This window comes from Chitinophaga sp. (assembly GCF_039596135.1).
Lineage (GTDB): Bacteria > Bacteroidota > Bacteroidia > Chitinophagales > Chitinophagaceae > Chitinophaga.
This window is the reverse complement of record NZ_JBCNKH010000041.1, coordinates 1-20,193: the sequence shown is the minus strand read 5'-3', so window position 1 is coordinate 20,193 and position 20,193 is coordinate 1. Positions and strand designations below refer to the sequence as shown.

Here is a 20,193-nt window from a genome sequence, read left to right as displayed (position 1 = left end):
AATAGCCTTACTTAGCTGCACAATTAGATCAATTCTGTACCTAAAGAATAACCCCTTGTATGAAGTTAATCGCATTCATCCCGATTGCCTTAATACTATTTCCTTGTCATGTTAGCGCCCAGGACAGTATCGGCAACCAAATTAAGTATATTCAATATGTAGGACAATCAACCTTAAGCTATGAAAAGAAGATAACTCACTACTCCGAAAAAATGCTGGCCAGATTTAGCAAAGAAGAAAATAAGATCCAAAAACGGTTAAAAAAGATTGACCCACAAAAAGCGAATGAGCTTTTCAATAATAATTTTCGGTCTTACTCTGATAATCTGAAGAATAAAGTGTATTCCCAAATACCCCTTAGTAGTCATTTTGATACAACCCAATTATCCTTACAGTTTTTACATAAAAAGGGGTGGGGCAAACAATATCTTGATCTGGCATCCAGAAATCAGGAAGCGTTGCAGGGAAAACTTAAAGTGACGGAAGATATTCAGGCTTATATTCATAACAGGCGGAAGCAATTACAGGAGCAGTTAAGCCAGTACTCCCAGTTTTCTAAGAATCTTCAACGATTGGGTAAGCAGGCTTATTATTATAAACAACAATTAGAAGAATATAAGACGATATATGAAAATCCGTCGAAGATTGAAAAGAAGGCAATAAGTGAACTTAAAAAGCTCCCTGCATATAATGAGTTTGTTAAAAACAACTCCATTATCGGAAACATGTTTAACCTTGGCGAAAATTATAATACCAGCAGAACCCTCGAAGGTTTACAAGTTAGAACACAGGTAGAAGAGATTGTACAAACGCGACTCGGCTCAGATCCTGGTGCAAGGGCGGCCATAAGTCAGCAGATGCAACAGGTGAAGGACAAAATATCCGAATTAAAGAATAAGTTCCCGGAGCTGAATAGCCAGGCGGAAATGCCGGATTTTAAGCCAAACCCGGTGAAGACTAAATCCTTTTTTAAGCGCCTGGAATATGGCGGAAACATTCAATTTCAAAAGAGCAATTCTTATTACCCGACCATTGGTGATATTGCTGGTCAGGTGGGGTATAAATTCAATAAAAACGGAAGTATAGGACTAGGTATTAGTTACAAACTCGGATTGGGAACTGGCTGGAATCATATTGCCTTTTCACATCAGGGCATCGGTTTACGTTCCTATATTGATTATAAGATAAAGGGGAGTTTCTATTTAACAGGTGGATACGAGAAAAATTACTTCCAGCATTTCTCAAATTTTTCTGAATTGTATCAATTGAAACAATGGGCAGAAAGTGCGTTGCTTGGAGTTTCGAAGAAATATAAAATCAACCCCAAAGTAAAAGGAAATCTCCAGCTATTGTATGATTTTCTTCTAAAAGGTAATTCAACCACAAATCATATTAAAGTTCGTGTAGGCTATAATTTTTAAATGTTGTATCTATGAAGTTTATTCCAATCTCATTGATTTTATCAATGCTTATCTCTGTCTGTTTAGCCCAAACAAGCGCCCCTCCAATAGATTATGTACCTATTAGCTCTGTTGGCCCTGAAGCTGCCAGTATCGGAAAATTTGGTAATATTCCTGTTGGTCTTTCGACTGGTATACCTGGTGTCTCAATACCAATTGATGTAGTTAAAGTGGGAAACACGTCATTTCCTGTTAATCTGGCTTATCATGCGGGAGGAGTACGTGTCGATGAAGTTGCCAGTTGTGTAGGTATGGGATGGGCACTTGATGGTTATGGTATTATATCTCGTAACGTAGTAGGACTTCCTGATGAATTATATCAACACGGATATATAAACTCTCCGGAAGCAACAGATGTTGCATTGTCAGGTGGAACTACAAGCACACTTTATAAGCAATATGTTTTTGACGTCCATCAGGGCCTGTCAGAAGCGGAGCCAGATATCTTTCAGTTTAATTTCAATGGTCAGAGCGGGAAATTTATTTTTAGGCATGATAGTACTTTGATGCAAATTCCTGTTACCAATAATAAAATAATATATACCGGGACTGGCTTTAATATCATTGATGCAAATGGTGCCCAATATATTTTTGATTTGTCGCTTACAACCACAAATGCGGGTGATAATACGACTTATCCTACCCAATGGCAATTAACCAAAATAGTTGATGCAAATACAGTTGATACGATATTTTTCTCTTATGAGTCCACTTGTAATACTTCATATGAGCAATTTGCAACGGTTACTCAGTCCTTTGGGATGACTGGTGGAACATGTGGTTTTGAGGAGATAAATGGACAGTTCTTTTCTACATTTTCCAGTGGTTTTGGCCCGGAATCGAAAACATATTATCAGAATATTTCGCACTATGATACTTATTTAAAAGAAATTAAATGGCGGGGAGGAAAGATCTCTTTTGTGAATATATGTGGAAGGCAGGATGTTACCGGCTCGGGAGAAAGACTTGACGAAGTAGATATATACTCGGAGAACAATGGAACTTATACCCAAACTAAACGAATAAAATTATATCAGGGGGACTTTTTCAGCAATCCATTAATTAATACAACGCCTAATGAGAAATTTTACAGATTGAGATTAGATTCAGTTGCCATCCTGCCCATAGGGACATCGGATCAACCTGTAACTTATCGTATGATCTATGATACGACAGCCATGGCTCCAAGAGAAAGCCAGATCATGGATCGATGGGGCTTTAATAATGGAAAGTTCACAGCAGGTGGTGGAATGGAAAAACAATTTGCGGTTTATAATGGAGTTTATTATTCTTTTGGCTCTGCTAACAGAGATGCAGATTCCTCTTATAGCCTTGCCTGCACTTTAAAGTCAATTCAGTATCCAACGAAGGGGAAAACAGTATTTGAGTATGAACCCCACAGATATAAAACTAATTTCTCAAAACGTGAGGAGAAAAACACTTATTTGTATGTAACTGGTGGTGTGCAGCAATCGCTAACCGGCACATTTACCGTTAGCGCCAATTCATACGGTTATACTTGTACCCCCTACATATCTGCAACAAATACAAATCAGGGATTTTCCGGTTCTCCTACGATCACCATTAAGGACCAGGCTACCAACCAGCTGGTATTTAACCATGTTGAAACTCCTGCTGGTTCTGGCTCGGCTGGAACTCCTTACCAGCCCGGTCCACAGGCTTTGACGCTCATCCCCGGGCATACTTATGTAATAAGTATAAATATTTATACAAACAGTAGTCAGGTAAATGCTAATGTTATTGTCAACTGGATTGATTCTCTGCCGAATGTTCCGGAAGTCAGATTCGGTGGAGGGTTACGGGTAAAAAAAATCAGCAATTATGATTTGAATGGAAAGTTTTTAAGCAGGCAGCTCTATGAATATGGCGATAGTGGAGAGGGCATCGTTCTCACCCCTCAGTATTTTCAAAATATAAATTTTGAAAAGGCCATTCAACGGGTAGGATGTCATGGTGGCGGATTGGAGGCTTTCTGCGTTGATGAAATTGAAACTAATCCAACAATAAATCCGGTAGGGTATTCAATGATTTATTATTCTAACCCTGTATACCCGATTACCCAATTTGCAGGTAGCCCGGTTTTATACAGAAAAGTTACAGCATATAACGTAGATTCAATTGGTACACCGAATGGGAAAACAATCAGTTATTTTCAGGTCTATCAGGATGGATCTACTCTGAGTAATAATGGTATTGGTGATCAGCTGCCGTCTGAATACTTTGTAAATGGTGTATACCTGATAAGTAACAACTGGAAAAATGGTTTTCAGACAGGAGAGGATATCTACAAATATGTATCCGGAAATTATATGCTGCAAAAGAGGAAGCGGATTTCATATTTGTCGACAATGGAAAGCCAACAAAACATTCTAAAGATTAAACCTCAATATAGATCAAGTGGATGTGAGGAATACAGTTCATTTGCAGTATCATCCTATGCAGTACCAATTACCACTGGTGCTATGGTGCCAATTATTCAAAATGACACTTTAAATGACGATTTCGGATATCAATTAGGTACGTCAGTAACTACCGCTTATAATAGCAATCTTCTTCCCGTCTCCCGGCAAATGATTAAAAGCAATGGTGATAGCAGTGTAGAATTATTATTATATCCTAATGATCTATCAACTACCGGCAATGTTTATGAAAAGATGGTATCCCGTAATATTGTGACGCCGGTTATTAAGATCAGAAAGCTTTTAAATGGAACTCAGATTTCAGCAGTGACAAAAAATTATGTTGACTTTTCAGGCAACTCAAAGTTACTGGTACCATCAACATTAGAAATACAAAATTCAGTTTATCCGTCAGAAGTCAGAGCGCGATATAATCAATACGATGGATATGGTAATATCCTTCAGCAGCAAAAAGATAGTGATTCTTATCAGTCAGTGATACTCGACTATCGTTCCACACTTCCCGTTGCTATTGCAAGTAATGCCGCCGTTTCTGATATCGCCTATTCAAGTTTTGAAGCAGACGGCGCCGGCAATTGGACTGGAATCATCAATGCTAATATTGTAAGTGCAGCGACCGTGACCGGTAGTAAGTGTTATACATTAACTACTGCGGGGCTGACCAAAACTGGTTTGATCTCAGCTACGACTTATATTGTTAGCTATTGGAGTAAGGGCGGAGCATATACTGCTGCCGGAACGGCTCCTGTCAAAACAGGTCCTTCTGTCGTCAGAGGTGGCGTTACATGGACGTATTATGAACACCAGGTAAGTGGAGTAACCTCCATCAAGGTTGCCGGTAGTGGGGGAATAGATGAATTAAGATTGTATCCTTCCATAGCACAAATGGAAACCTATACTTATGCTCCCGGAATTGGAATGACCTCTAAGACAAATGCAAGAGATTTAACATCTTACTATGAGTATGATGGTCTGGGCCGCTTAAAATTAATCAGGGATAAGGACAATAACATTATCCAGACATTACAATATCATTTTGTACAATAATAACCCCAACTATGAATAAACTTTTTTATAGCAAAATATTGCTTTGCTTATTAATGTTTATAGCTTTTTCTATAACCGTAATAGGCCAGAGAGGAAGCATTTCTCCAACTACACAACAAATATATAGCGGAGCTACAGCATCTTCAATTACCATTGGCGGGCCGGATATATCGGGTTATACGTATCAATGGCAGCGGTCTTCGAATAATGTTGACTTTTATAATATCTCTGGTGCAACAGGGACAACATATAGTCCGGGTGCTATCACGCAAACATGGTATTACCGGGTTTATTTTACCAGTACTACAAATAGTAGCACAGACCTGAGTCCAGTCGCTACTGTAATTGTTGCGGATCATCTGGCAGCTGGAACAACATCCCCGGCATCTGCTGCGATCAACTACAATACGAGCCCGGGGCAATTGTCAAATACCGGTGCAACAGGAGGGATAGGGTCTAATCAATACCAGTGGCAACAAAGTAGTAATGGCACTAGCTTTACAGATATATCTGGCGCAACGGCCGTAAATTATACTCCCCCAACCTTAACCTCGACCACGTATTTTCGATTAAAAGCAACAAGTGGAACAGAGACTGTATACAGTAATGTTAGCCAGATTACGGTTTATCCTCAGTTAATCTCTGGTACACTAACACCATCCAGCCAATCAATTAATTATAATACAGCTTTTGATACCTTAAGATACTCTTCACCAGCTGGAGGAAATGGCAGCTATTCGATTATTTGGCAGGTTTCCACTGACAATAGCAGTTGGGGATCCATGAATGGAACTATAGGGCTAATGAAATGGACTGACGGAAAACCAACTCAGACTACATATTTTCGTGTCTGGACCAGCAGTAATGGAGTAAATGTTTATAGTAATTCTTCTGTTGTTAATGTGTATCCTCAATTGGTATCCGGATCTGTTGCTCCTACGACCGTCAGTATTAATTATAATAGTACTACAGCTCTTACGGCTACTGCCCCTACCGGTGGAAATGGTTCATTTACATACCAATGGCAAGTTTCCGCTGATAACAGTACATGGAGTAACGTCGCTGGCGCAAATGCATTAACTTATTCCACCACAAATCTTACGGCTACAAGATATTACCGGATAGTTTCCACAAGCAATGGAGTCTCCGTTACAAGTGCGGTTAGTACCGTTAATGTGTATCCACAGCTCACCAGTGTTTTATCATGGTCTGGTACCTATATAAATTACAATACAGCTCCCGGGCAAATTACAAATACCAGAACTGGTGGGAATGGAACGTATACCTATGTATGGCAGCAGTCAACAGACAATGTTACATGGACAAATATCAGCGGCGCTACGGCGCAAAATTATTCATCTCCTGCACTGACCGCTACGAGGTATTTTAGAGTGAATACTGCCAGTAACGGGGTAACGGTAACCAGCAATGTAATTACAGTAAATGTATATCCGATACTGTCAGCAGGAACTGTATCTCCGGCATCCGGGGAAATAATTCAGGGTAATACATCGGGGCAAATTTCAGGAACCATACCAACTGGTGGTAGTGGATCATATACATATCAGTGGTATAGTTCTACTGATGCGGGTACTACCTGGTCAGCTATTAGCGGCGCAAATGCACAGAATTATACTTCTCCGGCTCTTAATGTGACCACATGGTTCAGGCGAACAACGACCAGTAATGGGGCAACAGCTAATTCGAATACGGCCATTTTTAACGTTTATCCACCCCTTGTACCAGCAGATATACCAACTGATACACTTTTTTATGCCCGGGGACTTACTATTGTATCAGAGGCGCCAATTGGAGGTACTGGTGCTTATACATACAATTGGCAGTCTTCAGGCGATGCTGTAACGTGGGGAAATATTTCCGGAGCGACCTCATTGTCTTATGCTGTTCCTGTAATCGCTTCTAAGACCTATTATAGGCTTAAAATAACCAGTTCCAGCTTTATAGCTTATAGCGATACTATAAATGTCTTCCCGGTATTTTATGGTGGGATTATAAGTATCAATAGTGCCGCAGTTTCCAGTGGGGGAAGTATCACGCTGTCAAGCACACAAAATGCATCAGGGGGAGCTTGCAGTAGTTATACTTACCAGTACCAGAGTTCAACGGATGGGTATACCTGGAATAATATAAGTGCTACAACTGTATCCGGCATAACAGTAAATACATGGTTTCGCCGGATGGCTACCTGTACATCAAAAAGTGTGGCATCTAACACAGTGCAGGTAAGGGTTGTAAATGCCAATGCACAGTTAGTGCCCAATTCAGAAACAGGTGCTTCTGCAGGAACTCAGGTGGCTGTTTCCATGCCGGCATATACTGGCATGAATGCTAATAATATGAATTATGTCCGTACGAGAACTTTTAGCAAACCGCAAATTACTGATCAGGCTACAGCAGATGCGCAAACGTCTCCCAACGATGTTAAGCAGGTGACGGAATACTATGATGGATTAGGCAGATCAATTCAAACGGTAGCTAAACAAGCGACACGTGACCTGGCTGATATGATTTCTACAAGGTTTTATGATCCGTTTGGCAGAGAACCACAGAAATATCTGGATTATACTGATAGTCTGGCAACCGGTGAGTTTAGAACGAACTCAAATATAAAGCAACCTGCCTTTTACAATTCTCTTTACAATAATCAGGAAGGATATTATTATTCCAATACAATTTATGAATCATCTCCTCTTAACCGGACATTGGAGACAACTGCGCCTGGTAAAAGCTGGACAGGGAAAAGAGTTGGATCGAAATTTATTGAAAGGGCAAATACCGTATTTGACTCAGTCGTATTATGGAAAATTAGTATTGATAGTGCCAGTGTACCATACCGGAAAGGATATTTTTCCCCTGGCACCTTATCAGTGAAGGAAGGGATAGATGAGAATGGTAATCGTTCCATTGAATTTAGTGATTTTGAGGGTCATACTATTTTAGCTAAAAGCCAGCTTTCTGATCAGCTGATGCCTGGTCATACCGGATGGGCATGTACCTATTATGTAAATGATGATCTTGATAGATTAAGATTTGTAATTACTCCTAAAGCTGTAGAAAGTATTAAGAGCAACTGGATTGTTGCAGATTCTGTTGCGGCTGAGTTATGTTTTCAATACCGGTGTGATTCCCGTAGCCGAAATGTAATTAATAAAAATCCCGGGGCAGATTCTGTAGAAATTGTATATGATAAAAGAGATAGAATTATTGCAAGGAGAGACGGAAATTTAAAGTCATTAGGCTTTTGGGAATTTTATTACTATGATTCTGAAAATAGGGAAAGAATGAGAGGTCTATGCTATATTCAATTGAGTAGGATGGCTTTATTGGATTCCATCTCTCATTATGCATTTAACCCTACCAATCCTTTTGGCTTTATTGATACCACATATGTAACTAAACAGGTCTATACCTTCTATGATGATTATAATTTTACTGGTGTTAGTGCATACGCCACTACAGATCTGACTAAGCCACTTGCGGGTGGAAACTTATATTCAGAGCCACTACCCGCCACGGCCTCTAAACAGACAAGAGGGTTAGTAACCGGATCAAGGGTGCAGGTTGATTATAGTGGGCAGTTTTTAATGTCAACGTTTTATTTCAATGATAAAGGAAGACAGGTACAGGTTATAGCTGAAAATATGCAGGGTGGAAAAGATATAACCAATAATCTTTTTGATTTTTCTGGCAAGGGTTTAAGTACTTACTTAAGACATAATAACCCGAAATCCAATGCGACTCCGCAAACAACGCTGCTCACAATGAATCATTTTGATCCAGGGGGCAGGATTGATTCTGTTAAAAAACGGATAAATGATAATCTTAATCTTCAACAGACAATATCGGTCAACGATTTCGATGAATTAGGCCGTTTAAGCTCCAAGCGTCTTGGAGTAGCTTCATCTGCATTGGAAACCCTGAACTATGAGTATAATATTCAGAATTGGCTGAGGGGCATAAACAAATCGTACGTAAATAGTCCGGGAAGTACAACCAATTACTTTGGAGAGGAAATTAACTATGATTTTGGTTTTGATTTAAAGCAGTTAAACGGCAATATTTCAGGCATAAAATGGAAAAGCCGAGGAGATGGTATTGCAAGGACCTATGGGTTTAATTATGATAATTTGAGCCGCTTATTGCAGGCAAATTTTAATCAACAAAATAGCGGCAGTACGGCATGGACAAAGGACAAGATAGACTTCTCTGTTAGTGGGCTGGTTTATGATATTGCCGGCAATATCAGTTCCATGAAACAGGTGGGTATGAATGGAACTGCTATAAAGACGGTAGATAGTTTGAAGTATGGGTATTTCAATTTCAGTAATAAGTTAAATTATGTCACAGATAAGCGAAACGACACTCAAACTATTTTAGGCGATTTTAAAGAGTCGGCCAATGATGAAACCAGGGACTATTGGTATAATGGGTCAGGTAGTTTAGCTAGGGATAAGAATAAAGATATAGACAGCATTTGGTACAATCATATGAATCTGGTGTCTATAGTTGAGGTGAAGAATAAAGGAAAAATATTTTATCAATACGCGGGTGGGGATGAAAAGGTATCAAAACTGGTGAGTGATACCGCTACGCCGAAATATCTTTGGACGCACTATATAGGAGATATGGTTTATGAGGCCGGTGTGGATGGCATTGACACGTTGAGATATATCCTTACTGAGGAGGGAAGAATCAGGCTGCTTTATAAAACAGGTCAACCGGTTGGGTATACCTATGATTATTTTGTAAAAGATCACTTAGGGAATGTGAGAATGGTTTTAGGGACGAAGTCAGATACGGCTGTTTATGCTGCTACGATGGAGACTTCGGCTAGTAGTATCGAGAACGCCTTGTTCAATAATATCGACAATACCAGGGCGGCAAAGCCTGCGGTGTACCCGACGGATAATACAACTAGTCCGAATGATTATGTGGCGAAATTGAATGGTGTAAATGGGCAGAAGATAGGTCCGTCACTGGTATTGCGGGTGATGGCTGGGGATAGTATTACGATTGTTTGTAAAGCATTATATAAGAATGCGGGAGCGAGTACTTCGGGGAATACTTCAAGTAGTATGGTAAGCGCGATATTACAGGCTTTTTCCGGGAGTGGAGTCAGTGATGGGGTGCATGGAGGGACAGGAAGTAGTTCTCCAATTTCGCTGCTTACTACGGGGATTTATGACGGTTTAAAGAGCAAGGATCCGAATCAGAATGTGACGACACAACCGAAGGCGTATTTGAATTTTGCGGCGTTTGATGATCAGTTTAATTTGGTGGATGAGAATAGTGGGGTGAGGCAGGTGAAGGGGGAGATAGATTCGTTGATTTCCTTGGTGGTGGGTAAGATGGTGATTAAAAAGACAGGATTTATTTATATTTATGAATCGAATGAGAGTGGGCAAGATGTGTTTTTTGATAATTTGATAGTGACACATAATAGCGGGGGAGTGTTGGAGGAAACGCATTATTATCCATTTGGGTTGACGATGGCGGGGATTAGTTCGAATGCGCTCAAAGGATCTAACTACCCGCAAAACCGTCTGAAATATAATGGTAAAGAACTACAGTCGAAAGAGTTCGGGGATGGTTCAGGGTTAGAGTGGTATGATTACGGAGCGAGGATGTATGATCAGCAGATAGGGAGATGGAATGTGATTGATCCAATGACTGAAATGTCCAGAAGATGGAGCCCCTATAATTATACTTATAATAATCCGATTCGGTTTATTGATGTTGATGGAATGATAGCCGGTGACTATTATGGAACGGATGGAGCATATATTGGCAGTGATAACATTGACGATAAAAAAATATATGTGGTTGCAGATGGCGGGGTGAAATTTTCGTCAGCTGCAGGTGATGGGATGACAATGTCGGTTTTGGATAAAAGCAAAGTAACCGACCTAACTGCGCAAACAGGAGTGAACAAAGATGTTTTTTTACAAATGGCAGGATGGGCTTACAATGAGAATGTAGCAAATGGGGATGCGCAAAAGGCATCACTGGGTATGCTCGAGAATTGGACGAAGGCAAAAAATACCTATTACGGATTTGACAAGATAAATAATGAACAAGATGCACTTAATACGATTTACTCGCAAACTGGAGGTAGAAATTCCTCATTTCTATCTAATCAAAGAGAATTTTTAGCATCCAGTGATGCTGGAAGAGATGCAGTAAGCGGTATGAAAAGTGCAATTGGGGCAGCTATACATGTGCTGATGGGAGGTGAGGATTATTCAAATGGAGCGATACAAGAACATGGTAAGGACTTTTTTACTCCCGGATGGATAATGTATAAGGAGCAGCAGGCAAATGGATATAAATGGGCTGATAATGGCTATTTTAAAGGTATATATACGCCTATTACTAACCCTGCACACATTGGAACTTCTTCGAATAGTTATAAGTATATTATTACTGCTTCTTATGGAGGTAATATTTACGGTACTTTTTCTGATAAGTATAAAAAGAAATAAATATGAAATTTATATTAGGTTTTTGTTTGTTGTTTTTTAGCCATTTTAAAATGGGGGTATCTGTTAAATCAGTAAAATCAAGTGCAATTGTACAAGTTTGTGAGGCAGGTACTCCGGACAATTATGAAGCATCGAAGTATAAATCCTTTAAGCGTTTTTTAGATAGTATATGCTATATGGGCAAACTGTCCCCAAAAAAAAGGAATGCTTTTTCAGTAAGTAGACCGCAGACTGATACTTTATATACTAAACATGGCTTAAAGCTTGTGAAGAAAATGGGATTGGTGAAACAATATTTTTTTTCTGAAAAAGGGTCCATTGCTAATGACCCCGAGGGTTGTTATAGCTTCTTAGGTATTGGTAATAAATGCTTCAATCAGGATACCTTAATGTGTTGGCAGCAATTTAATTATTGGCCTAATAGTTTAATCACTTACAATGGGGCATCATTTATTATCATGAAAGGTGGGCCTTATCCTGATAATTGTGTAGGAGGGGCCTGTCGGATTAACTTTTATCCTGTGATTGGAATTTATAAATCAGATACAAGTTTTCATTATTTTATTAATACTGATGACATTGCAGGGCTTAGATACTCAGATATAAATCATGATGGGTGCCTGGATTTTTTGTCTATTCAAAGCGGCTTTACTCATAAGGATATACAGAGGTTAGTAGCGGGGAATAAGAAATATAAAAATTTTAATTGTTCGGATGCTGAGTGTTATAAAATTACTGTTTTTTCTTTTAAGAAAGGGCAATGGGAAGTGATGAAGGATAAGAATGGGGAAGAGTATTTTATGTTGATTAAACTGGATGACTCATTGAATCTGAATAGTAGTTTTCAATTGTTAATGTCAAATTGGATATAGGTGAAATTGCCCCGAAGTGCTAAGTGAAATATTGATCATACAAAGTTCCGCGGATATATTCCGCTGGTTTGTGTTTTACTCTGAATATGCTTTTTGTTTTTTTGAATAAGTATCCACGGGAATATAGTGTACATATGACCTGCCCCCTAAAAGTTAGACACAAGAATAATATTTTCTTAAATAGTTCTAATACTTCATTGAATTTAGGAGGGCGAATCAGAAATCATGGTCTACCTGGTGGAAATTAAAATAATGATGGATAAAGTATATATAAAAAAGAACGAAAATCTGCAGAAGGGGAGTGGGGAACGTTTTATTTTGAGTTTGCAGATAATTATATTACTAAACAAATAGAAGTTTATCCTGCAAAGGTTATTTATCTGGATGAGAACAATCCGGAAGAAGGGGAACATATGTTAGGGATCAACCACTTGATCAGCTTGATTTTGATCCTTCTGATAGAATTACGGCTGAAGAATTTTATCGATCATGGAATAATAGGAAATAGAATGGCAGTTTTGTTTATTAAAGGTGATCTGTTTAATTATCCTGGCCTTACCGCCTATGCCCACGGATGCAATTGTGCCGGGGCAATGGGAAAAGGCATAGCGTTGGATTTTAAGGTCAGGTACCCAAAGATGTATGAAGAGTATAAGGTTCGTTGCAAAAATGGAACATTCAAATTAGGGAGTGTTTTTGTTTATAGCTCCCCTCCGTTTACGGTATTCAATTTAGGGACTCAAAAAAACTGGAGAACAAAAGCGGAGTTGCCAGCAATAATGGAAAGCTTGTCTTTGATGCTAAAGCTTGCAGATGATAATGGTATAACGCAGATTGGCCTGCCGAGAATTGGAGCTGGCTTAGGAGGGTTGGTTTGGGAGGAAGTAAAGGAGGTAATTGTTCATACAGCTAAAGATTCTTTAGTTAATCTAGTCGTCTTTGAAGAGTTTTTAAAATCTTGATCTTAGCGTATGGAATTTTAAAATAATCGAGCCACAGATTCAGATCTGTGGCTTTTTATGCTTTTAGTTTTAGCAGTAGTCGTAAGTTGAGTTTCTTTTAAGGGCGCATCCTCCACGCGCAGAATAGTATTACGGCCTTCTTCTGAACACTCTGGCTGCCGTCGCAGCAACCAAGGGGGAATGGCGGTGTGGGGCGGACGACCGTTTTGTTGAGGTGATAGAATATATCCGTCAATATTATGACGCTGACCCGGCGACTGTAGAATAAAGAGTGATAATTAGTTTAAAACAACATTATATGTTAAGATATTGGTTTGAATTTGATTTAAATTTCACGGATGTTGCCAAATACCTTCTGGTACACTAATAGGCTGTGGTATTACTGCATATAATTATGAAGATGCAATTGGGATTTTGAAGGAAAAAGTCTTTAAGACCAATGACCTTCCGATAATAAAGCGAATGGTTAAAAATGTTGATATAAGGACCTTAGATCAGGGTCATGTAATACCCAACATGGTCCCCCCTGTTGCAAGGGGAGTCTGGTTTCCAATGGGGTATTAGTGGTTATATATACATCTTGGTAACTGGTAAAGTTTTTTGACAGCTTTAATGTTTTCTTAGAAAAAGATAGCACTATCATTTTTAAAGGAAAAGGTTAAATTTTTCACCTCGTCCCACTAACTCTTTTAACTCTAAAGAATGGTAGATCTTATAAAAAATTTTGCAACAATAGAATTGTTTTCAGATGCGCGATTACGAAAAACTCCTTTTAGGAGCGGCTATAGACCATTGTTTAACCTTCCGGGTGCAACGACAAAAATATCGGGTAGTATTAAAATTATAGGAGCAGACTATTTTTACCCAGGTTCAAAAGGTAACGTTGAAATTACTTTTATAAAAGAAATGATAGATGATGGTTATTGTAAAACGGGAGTGAAGTTTACTTTTGATGAAGGACGGGATATTTTAGGAGAAGGGGAGATCAGGTAAGTTTAAAATAAATATTGTGGGTCATGCCATAATTGGTAAAGCTTACATTATTTATGATTTTTGCTTTTAATGCCTCGAATTGTTATGTCAATGTGATTGAATACGTAATCTTTAGCTTCCGCGGGTAGCTGGTTAATATGTTTTTGGGAGCAACTTTTGGGTCGAAGAACTTAATGTCAGTTTTCAAAAAATCCTCTGATAATACAGAATGTGCAAGGCAAAAAAATGATTGCCAGATAAAAAGGAACGTTCTCAAAATGAAAGGAAAATCAAAGAACCCCACTAGTATAAACTATTAGTTATGAAGTATAATGGTGATATTGTTATTCTTGTTCTCACTATTGCTATGATTAGTTGTTCTCATACCGGCAATAAAACGGGAATGGGGGATTCTACCTTCACTTCAAATGATACCGTAATAGGCCAAATGATTGATAAGGTTGATACTGTCAACGTACATTCTATTGCGTTTATCAGAAAAAAAGAAAATATAAATAATTCTGTATTAGACTCAATCAATGAAGTTCACGACTGCCAAAGAGGATATCAGGCATTGAGTACTAAAGAACTATTGGAGGAGTATAATCTGTTTAATCATCAAGTCAAATACTACCAATATGAGGATACCATCACTGGACTTTTAAAAGATTCCGTTTTTGCAAATGAATTTTATAGAAAAATCATGGGCGCGGACGAAGATTTTTATTTGACAGAGCGGCTTAGGTTTGACAGGATTTATAACGCTGCTATAGACAATTATGGAGAATGTGTGGTAGTAGTGTTCAAATACTTATCTCCAACATCTGCAAATCAGGATAAGCCCTTTTTAATTTTTAGTTTAGCTAAAATGGAGGTTGTCGTGTTTGCTTTTAGCGGTGTAGTTATTAATGAAACAGGATTGAAATTGGACTTTAAGGTTCGAAACAACAAGCATGTAAGTTATCTTGCACGATATAATAAAAAGAAGGAAGTTTTTATCCCCGTATGCTACAAAATTATAAATTATTAGACTGCAAATAGAATTTAAGGAGAAGACGCATTATAACTGCTTCATTTCTAATTATTTAAAATCATGAGAGCCATAATTTGACTATTTTTTATTGGTGCTTATTTGAGGACATACGCTCAAGATGAGGTCAGGATTAGGGAACAGGTGTTGCATAAAAATGTTGTAGGGAAGGAATTTATATTTAAAGCGAAAGGTAATAGTGAAACCCGATTAAGATATTTAGTGTGTATTAAGACGAAGAAAGGGGAAACGCTGAAATTTTTAAATTCAATTTACCTTTTTGGATTGTACGAAGATGCAAAGCGGGCTACATGTCAGCTTTTGATCTATGATAGAAGGAATAGGTATTTGGGAAATTATTATGTGGGTGGGGTATGGTATCTTCCTGATAGATTGGAGAAGGCAAAACTGATATTTCTTCCATATAAAGACTGTGATCAAAAAACAACGATAAGTTTTGAAAATGGAATCCCTAAACAGATTTACATATTATGCAAGGGAAAAGAGGGGGATGTTTTTACATTTTCTGGAAACTAGTATTGAGTATTTAATAAATGCTTCAGAAAAAGAAAAAAACAAGATTATGAAAAATCTTAGGTTCATCATTCTAATATTTTCTCTATGCATTAGTTGTAAGCATAGGTTGGATGAGAAAAAGTATAAAACGGGATTAGATAACATTTCTTTATCTAAATCTAGTGATAGTACAAGGGAACCCCAGGATTCAACAGCGAATGATCTATTAAATAAAAGCAAAGTAGTAGGAGTCAATTTAGATATTGTTAAAAAAGATTCTATTCCAAATCAATTTTTTTTAACTTCTTTCTCTGATATATTCCCAAGTATTACTATTAATGATATTAAGAAAATCATGTATGTTAAAGAAGCGAACCTTAGAAATTGGGGAATGACCAGCATTTATAAATTTGAGTTATCAGATCAGCTGCCAGAATCAGTTTATAAAAAAGGAATATTAGTTATAAGCAAACTGAGGGCGCAAGCTGCAATATTTTTTTTAGATAATTTTGATCTCGTAAAATTGAAAGAAGCAGATACTGCCTACTTTCTTGCTGGTGTTCATATTTTAAAATCAAGGGGATATTTTTACTTATATGAATTTGATGGAACCCAGTATTTTCTGAGTAAATTTAGCACATTGTCAGATAACTATTGTAATAATGGGATACCAGTGTATAACAATAGCCTGGAGTGTATATGTTACAAGCCGTTTGAACTTATATTCAAGAATATTGATGTCGATAAGGATGGTTTAATGGATTTGAATTTTTCTGGAGATATTCTGTCTTTTTGTGAGGGACTGCAAAACGGATATGGAAGAGAAGATAGGAAGCCCACGTCAGTATTTAAATTGAACATAACGTTTATCGCCAGCCAAAAAAATAATGAAATAACATGGATGCTTTTAGATACTTCTTTTTGTAGTAAGCTAAATAAATAACTGAAACTGCTTTTACCAAATGAACTCATTATTATTCTTTGGTACTTACTATGGGGAAGATAAGTTCGAATGCATTGGAGGGAATGAACTACCTGGAGAACAGATTTAATTGTAATGAAAAAAACTACAGAATAAGGAGTTCGGAGATGGCGGTGGATTAGAATTCATGTTAGCAGGAGTATGTTTTTCAGGTTTTATTGTATTTAATGGCCATATCGAGGGAGTAATGAAATTGTTATGTCAATAATACATTTTCTTTTCTTGAATTTTTTAAAAGCCGCCTATCATTCTCAGTTTAGACGTAAATGTTTAGCAATATGCAATTAATAGAATCGAATGAGAATTTAGTTAATAAGTTATCTGCAGAATTAAGTATACTGGATAGCAGACTATTTAAATTAGATATTTTTGAAGACGCTAATGAAGGATTAGTGATCGATATCTATTTAAATTTATCTCGTTCAAAAGCGCAAAGAGAAATTAAAATAAGATTTCTGGAAATAGAAGAATACTCTTTTTTTTATTCAAAATCCCATTACTTTTATTACGTTGAACGTTTTAAATTATTTAAGAATAATGAGGGGTATTATATTTCTTTGGATCCTTTTAATGAAGAAAATGAAATTCATTTTAAAGATCAGGATTATGTTCTTTGTAAATCTATTCAGGGGTATTTTATTTAAGACACTTGATGAGATCTAAAATTAGAATGTTCATTTTTACCTGTAATAAGAACATTGGAAAAAGGTCATAATCATAGGGATTTGCCCAAATATCAGCCAATTGAACCAGCCCCAAGTCTCCATTTTCATTTTTATTACTACCTTCCCTCTCCATGGAACTAAACGACTCAATTTTAAAAACCATAGCCAAACATATTTCTTTAACCAAAGAAGAGCAAAACTATTTCACCTCCCTCCTGGTCCATAAAGAAATACCCAAAAAAACAACCATATTAGCAGAAGGTCAGACCTGTAACCAGTTAAGCTATATCCATACCGGTGCTTTACGATCCTACTGCTTAGACGAAAAAGGGAAGGAATCTACCATTATGTTTGCGATGAAAGACTGGTGGCTGACAGACATGTATTGCTTTCTCAACGAAAAGCCAAGCATGACCTTTATAGAAACCATTGAAGATAGCAGTGTATTCAACTTGAGCAAAGTCAATTTTGACCAGTTATTAACTGCCATTCCAAAGTTTGAACGTTTTTTCCGCATACTGATGCAGAATGCTTATACAAGGGAACAGCTGCGTAGTATAGAAAACCTGACACTCAATGCGGAAGAACGATATGTACGGTTTATTAACAAGTATCCACAGATTGCCAGTAATGTTACCCAAAAGCAAATTGCTTTTTACCTGGGCATTACCCCTGAGTTTCTGAGCTATATTCGCAAAAAACATCTTCGGGACAAATAACTTAATATACCTTAAGTCCGGAGTGTGGGAATCTTATTTCCTTTGTAAAAAAACAAAAACATGTTGATTCTAATTGCCGGCCCCTATCGTAGTGGGACGAATGACGACCCCGCACGGATGAAAGAAAACCTGTCAAAGCTGGAAGCAGTAGCGTTGCCTATATTCAGGAAAGGGCATGTTCCATTTATAGGGGAATGGATAGCATTGCCTTTAATTCATTTGGCCGGCTCCAAGCGGCCAGGAGATGCGGCATGGGAGGAAATTCAGTACCCTGTTGCACATAGGATGCTGGAAAAATGTGATGCAGTGTTGAGAATAGAAGGAGCTTCCAAAGGGGCGGATGAGGATGTGAGGAAGGCGAGGGAAATGGGACTGAAGGTATATTATAGTGTGGATGACATACCGGATGGCTTAGAAAAGGTATAATTATATAATCAGCCAACACAGGCCACATTACGAAAAATAATCAGCCCGGCAAAGTGGCGCTTTGCCGGGCTATAAAAAACTACTTCTCCTGCAACCATTCAAACGAGGTCGTATCTGCTACCAGTACTGCCGGCCCTGATTTTACATCCTTAAATTTTATTTTTATCATGCCAGTGGCACGGGGAGATACTTTCTCCGTTGAACGATGTGTATGCAGCACATAATACATATGATGGCTGTTGTCCATAAAAACATCTCCGTGACCTGTTCCGTTATACCCGATATTATGCCTGCTGATGATGGGATTATTTTCATATTTCTTCCATGGACCTGTTGGAGAAGCAGATGTGGCATACCCTACTGCATATTCCTTATTACGAAAGTCATTGGCAGAATAAATGAGGTAATAGGTATTTTTATATTTTAAAACCGTAGGCCCCTCCGTTACGGGCCAGTCCGAATTTGCGGTATTTTCCCATCCTGCAGTTCCTGCAATACATTCCTTTTCCGTACCGGGAATGATATCAGACAGGTCGGGTTTCATTTCTGTAACAAAGATGCGGTTGCCATGTTGCAACTTCACATGATAGAGGTATACCTTCCCATTATCGTCAAAGAAAAGGAATGGATCGATTTGTTTGCCCGTACCGCTGATTGCATGGAGACTATCCTGCCTGAATGGCCCGGTCGGACTGGTAGCTTTAGCAATGGCAATTTGCTCATTGGCGGTATAGGCCATGTAATAAACTCCTTTAAATAAGATGACCTGTGGTGCCCAGAAGCCTTGCGAACCGAAGCTTTCACTTCGGGTTAGGGCGAGGTGGTGGACTGCAGGTGTCCAGCTTGTAAGATTGTTCGATTCAAAGACTGGAAATCCGTCCGGATTGCCGGTGCCATAAAGGTAGAACTTTCCCTGATCCCTGAATATTGTTGGGTCAGCCAGAAAGATAGATGGCTGTTGTGCCAGGCATGCGGTGGAGACGCATGTCATAAGGAATGCAATGCAAAAAGATATTTTCTGAGTATTCATAGGGGTTAAAGGTAATATAGCGATAGTATATTTTCCAGAAAGATTCTTTGCTTACTGGCTATAGATGGTGCCGCCAGTAAATAGTATTTCGAGTAGGCTAATGTATAGCATAGCCTTACTACGATAAGCATACCATAAGTACATTAAAAGTACATTTCTATATCGATTGGATATTGAGGTGCACATTTAGTGACGTATTAGTACTCATTTAGTAATAAAGCTTCACTATTGTTTGGATAAGATCATTAATATTGGTCTTATAAACCCCAAAATTGATTTTTATGGCTATTGTTAAAGACAATATACTCCTCCAACTCGTCCGGGGTACGCTGGGCGATCAGATTACAATTTACGAGCGGAACGGGCAGATAATTATGGCGAAGAAACGCGGCCCGTCTAAGAAAAAGCCGACGAAGAAGCAGCTGGAAGCGCGGTATAAGATGCGGGTAGCGGCGGCTTATGCTGTGGTGATCCTGGAAGATCCGGAGCTGAAGGCTTATTATAAGTCGCTGGCAGGCCCGGGGCAGAATGCTTATAATATGGCTGTAAAGGATGCTTATCGGTATCC

At 38.3% G+C, this 20,193-nt stretch carries 13 protein-coding genes and 1 pseudogene; 13 read left to right on the top strand and 1 reads right to left on the bottom strand.

Annotated elements, in window-relative coordinates; genetic code table 11:
• Nucleotides 1-59: 59 nt before the first annotated feature.
• From ABDW16_RS21140 to ABDW16_RS21085, 12 genes are all read left to right on the top strand, one after another.
• Entirely contained in the window at nt 60-1,421 is a 1,362-nt protein-coding gene (locus ABDW16_RS21140; RefSeq protein ID WP_343672474.1) for a hypothetical protein, read from the top strand.
• An 11-nt stretch (nt 1,422-1,432) separates the two neighbouring features.
• A complete protein-coding gene (locus tag ABDW16_RS21135; protein WP_343672473.1) occupies nt 1,433-4,948 on the top strand; it encodes a hypothetical protein in 3,516 nt (1,171 codons plus the stop codon).
• An 11-nt stretch (nt 4,949-4,959) separates the two neighbouring features.
• Nucleotides 4,960-11,451, top strand: coding sequence for a DUF6443 domain-containing protein (locus ABDW16_RS21130; RefSeq protein WP_343672472.1), 6,492 nt, complete (start codon nt 4,960-4,962; stop codon nt 11,449-11,451).
• A 2-nt stretch (nt 11,452-11,453) separates the two neighbouring features.
• Nucleotides 11,454-12,323 (top strand): hypothetical protein, encoded by an 870-nt coding sequence (locus tag ABDW16_RS21125; protein ID WP_343672471.1) that lies wholly within the window; start codon nt 11,454-11,456, stop codon nt 12,321-12,323.
• Between the two features lie 413 nt (nt 12,324-12,736).
• Nucleotides 12,737-13,285 carry a macro domain-containing protein gene (locus ABDW16_RS21120; protein ID WP_343672470.1) on the top strand — a complete coding sequence of 183 codons (549 nt, stop codon included), beginning with the start codon at nt 12,737-12,739 and terminating at the stop codon, nt 13,283-13,285.
• A gap of 702 nt (nt 13,286-13,987) precedes the next feature.
• Nucleotides 13,988-14,278, top strand: a complete 291-nt coding sequence (locus ABDW16_RS21115) for a hypothetical protein (RefSeq protein ID WP_343672469.1) — start codon at nt 13,988-13,990, stop codon at nt 14,276-14,278.
• A 301-nt stretch (nt 14,279-14,579) separates the two neighbouring features.
• The gene (locus tag ABDW16_RS21110) at nt 14,580-15,287 is read left to right on the top strand and encodes a hypothetical protein (RefSeq protein ID WP_343672468.1); all 708 of its coding nucleotides are present in this window, start codon (nt 14,580-14,582) and stop codon (nt 15,285-15,287) included.
• A gap of 102 nt (nt 15,288-15,389) precedes the next feature.
• Nucleotides 15,390-15,824 carry a hypothetical protein gene (locus ABDW16_RS21105; protein WP_343672467.1) on the top strand — a complete coding sequence of 145 codons (435 nt, stop codon included), beginning with the start codon at nt 15,390-15,392 and terminating at the stop codon, nt 15,822-15,824.
• A 46-nt stretch (nt 15,825-15,870) separates the two neighbouring features.
• On the top strand, nt 15,871-16,746 hold the full coding sequence (locus tag ABDW16_RS21100; RefSeq protein ID WP_343672466.1) for a hypothetical protein: 876 nt from the start codon (nt 15,871-15,873) through the stop codon (nt 16,744-16,746).
• 317 nt (nt 16,747-17,063) lie between these two features.
• Nucleotides 17,064-17,429: a hypothetical protein gene (locus tag ABDW16_RS21095; RefSeq protein WP_343672465.1), complete on the top strand. Its 366-nt coding sequence runs from the start codon at nt 17,064-17,066 to the stop codon at nt 17,427-17,429.
• A 152-nt stretch (nt 17,430-17,581) separates the two neighbouring features.
• The gene (locus tag ABDW16_RS21090; RefSeq protein WP_343672464.1) at nt 17,582-18,169 is read left to right on the top strand and encodes a Crp/Fnr family transcriptional regulator; all 588 of its coding nucleotides are present in this window, start codon (nt 17,582-17,584) and stop codon (nt 18,167-18,169) included.
• A 60-nt stretch (nt 18,170-18,229) separates the two neighbouring features.
• Nucleotides 18,230-18,595, top strand: a complete 366-nt coding sequence (locus ABDW16_RS21085) for a hypothetical protein (protein ID WP_343672463.1) — start codon at nt 18,230-18,232, stop codon at nt 18,593-18,595.
• A 79-nt stretch (nt 18,596-18,674) separates the two neighbouring features.
• On the opposite strand, the gene ABDW16_RS21080 is transcribed toward ABDW16_RS21085, so the two are convergent.
• Nucleotides 18,675-19,586 (bottom strand): glycoside hydrolase family 43 protein, encoded by a 912-nt coding sequence (locus tag ABDW16_RS21080; protein WP_343672462.1) that lies wholly within the window; start codon nt 19,584-19,586, stop codon nt 18,675-18,677.
• A gap of 320 nt (nt 19,587-19,906) precedes the next feature.
• Here ABDW16_RS21080 and ABDW16_RS21075 point away from each other — a divergent pair.
• Nucleotides 19,907-20,193: pseudogene (locus ABDW16_RS21075) on the top strand (hypothetical protein); the annotation flags it as partial.

Excerpts from the sequence above, each read along its gene's own strand:
- ABDW16_RS21135 (WP_343672473.1), top strand. The coding sequence starts at position 1,433 with ATGAAGTTTATTCCAATCTCATTGATTTTATCAATGCTTATCTCTGTC.
- ABDW16_RS21115 (WP_343672469.1), top strand. The coding sequence starts at position 13,988 with ATGGTAGATCTTATAAAAAATTTTGCAACAATAGAATTGTTTTCAGAT.
- ABDW16_RS21085 (WP_343672463.1), top strand. The coding sequence starts at position 18,230 with ATGTTGATTCTAATTGCCGGCCCCTATCGTAGTGGGACGAATGACGAC.
- ABDW16_RS21120 (WP_343672470.1), top strand. The coding sequence starts at position 12,737 with ATGTTAGGGATCAACCACTTGATCAGCTTGATTTTGATCCTTCTGATA.
- ABDW16_RS21125 (WP_343672471.1), top strand. The coding sequence starts at position 11,454 with ATGAAATTTATATTAGGTTTTTGTTTGTTGTTTTTTAGCCATTTTAAA.
- ABDW16_RS21130 (WP_343672472.1), top strand. The coding sequence starts at position 4,960 with ATGAATAAACTTTTTTATAGCAAAATATTGCTTTGCTTATTAATGTTT.
- ABDW16_RS21080 (WP_343672462.1), bottom strand. The coding sequence starts at position 19,586 with ATGACATGCGTCTCCACCGCATGCCTGGCACAACAGCCATCTATCTTT.
- ABDW16_RS21100 (WP_343672466.1), top strand. The coding sequence starts at position 15,871 with ATGAAAAATCTTAGGTTCATCATTCTAATATTTTCTCTATGCATTAGT.
- ABDW16_RS21090 (WP_343672464.1), top strand. The coding sequence starts at position 17,582 with ATGGAACTAAACGACTCAATTTTAAAAACCATAGCCAAACATATTTCT.
- ABDW16_RS21095 (WP_343672465.1), top strand. The coding sequence starts at position 17,064 with ATGCAATTAATAGAATCGAATGAGAATTTAGTTAATAAGTTATCTGCA.
- ABDW16_RS21110 (WP_343672468.1), top strand. The coding sequence starts at position 14,580 with ATGAAGTATAATGGTGATATTGTTATTCTTGTTCTCACTATTGCTATG.
- ABDW16_RS21140 (WP_343672474.1), top strand. The coding sequence starts at position 60 with ATGAAGTTAATCGCATTCATCCCGATTGCCTTAATACTATTTCCTTGT.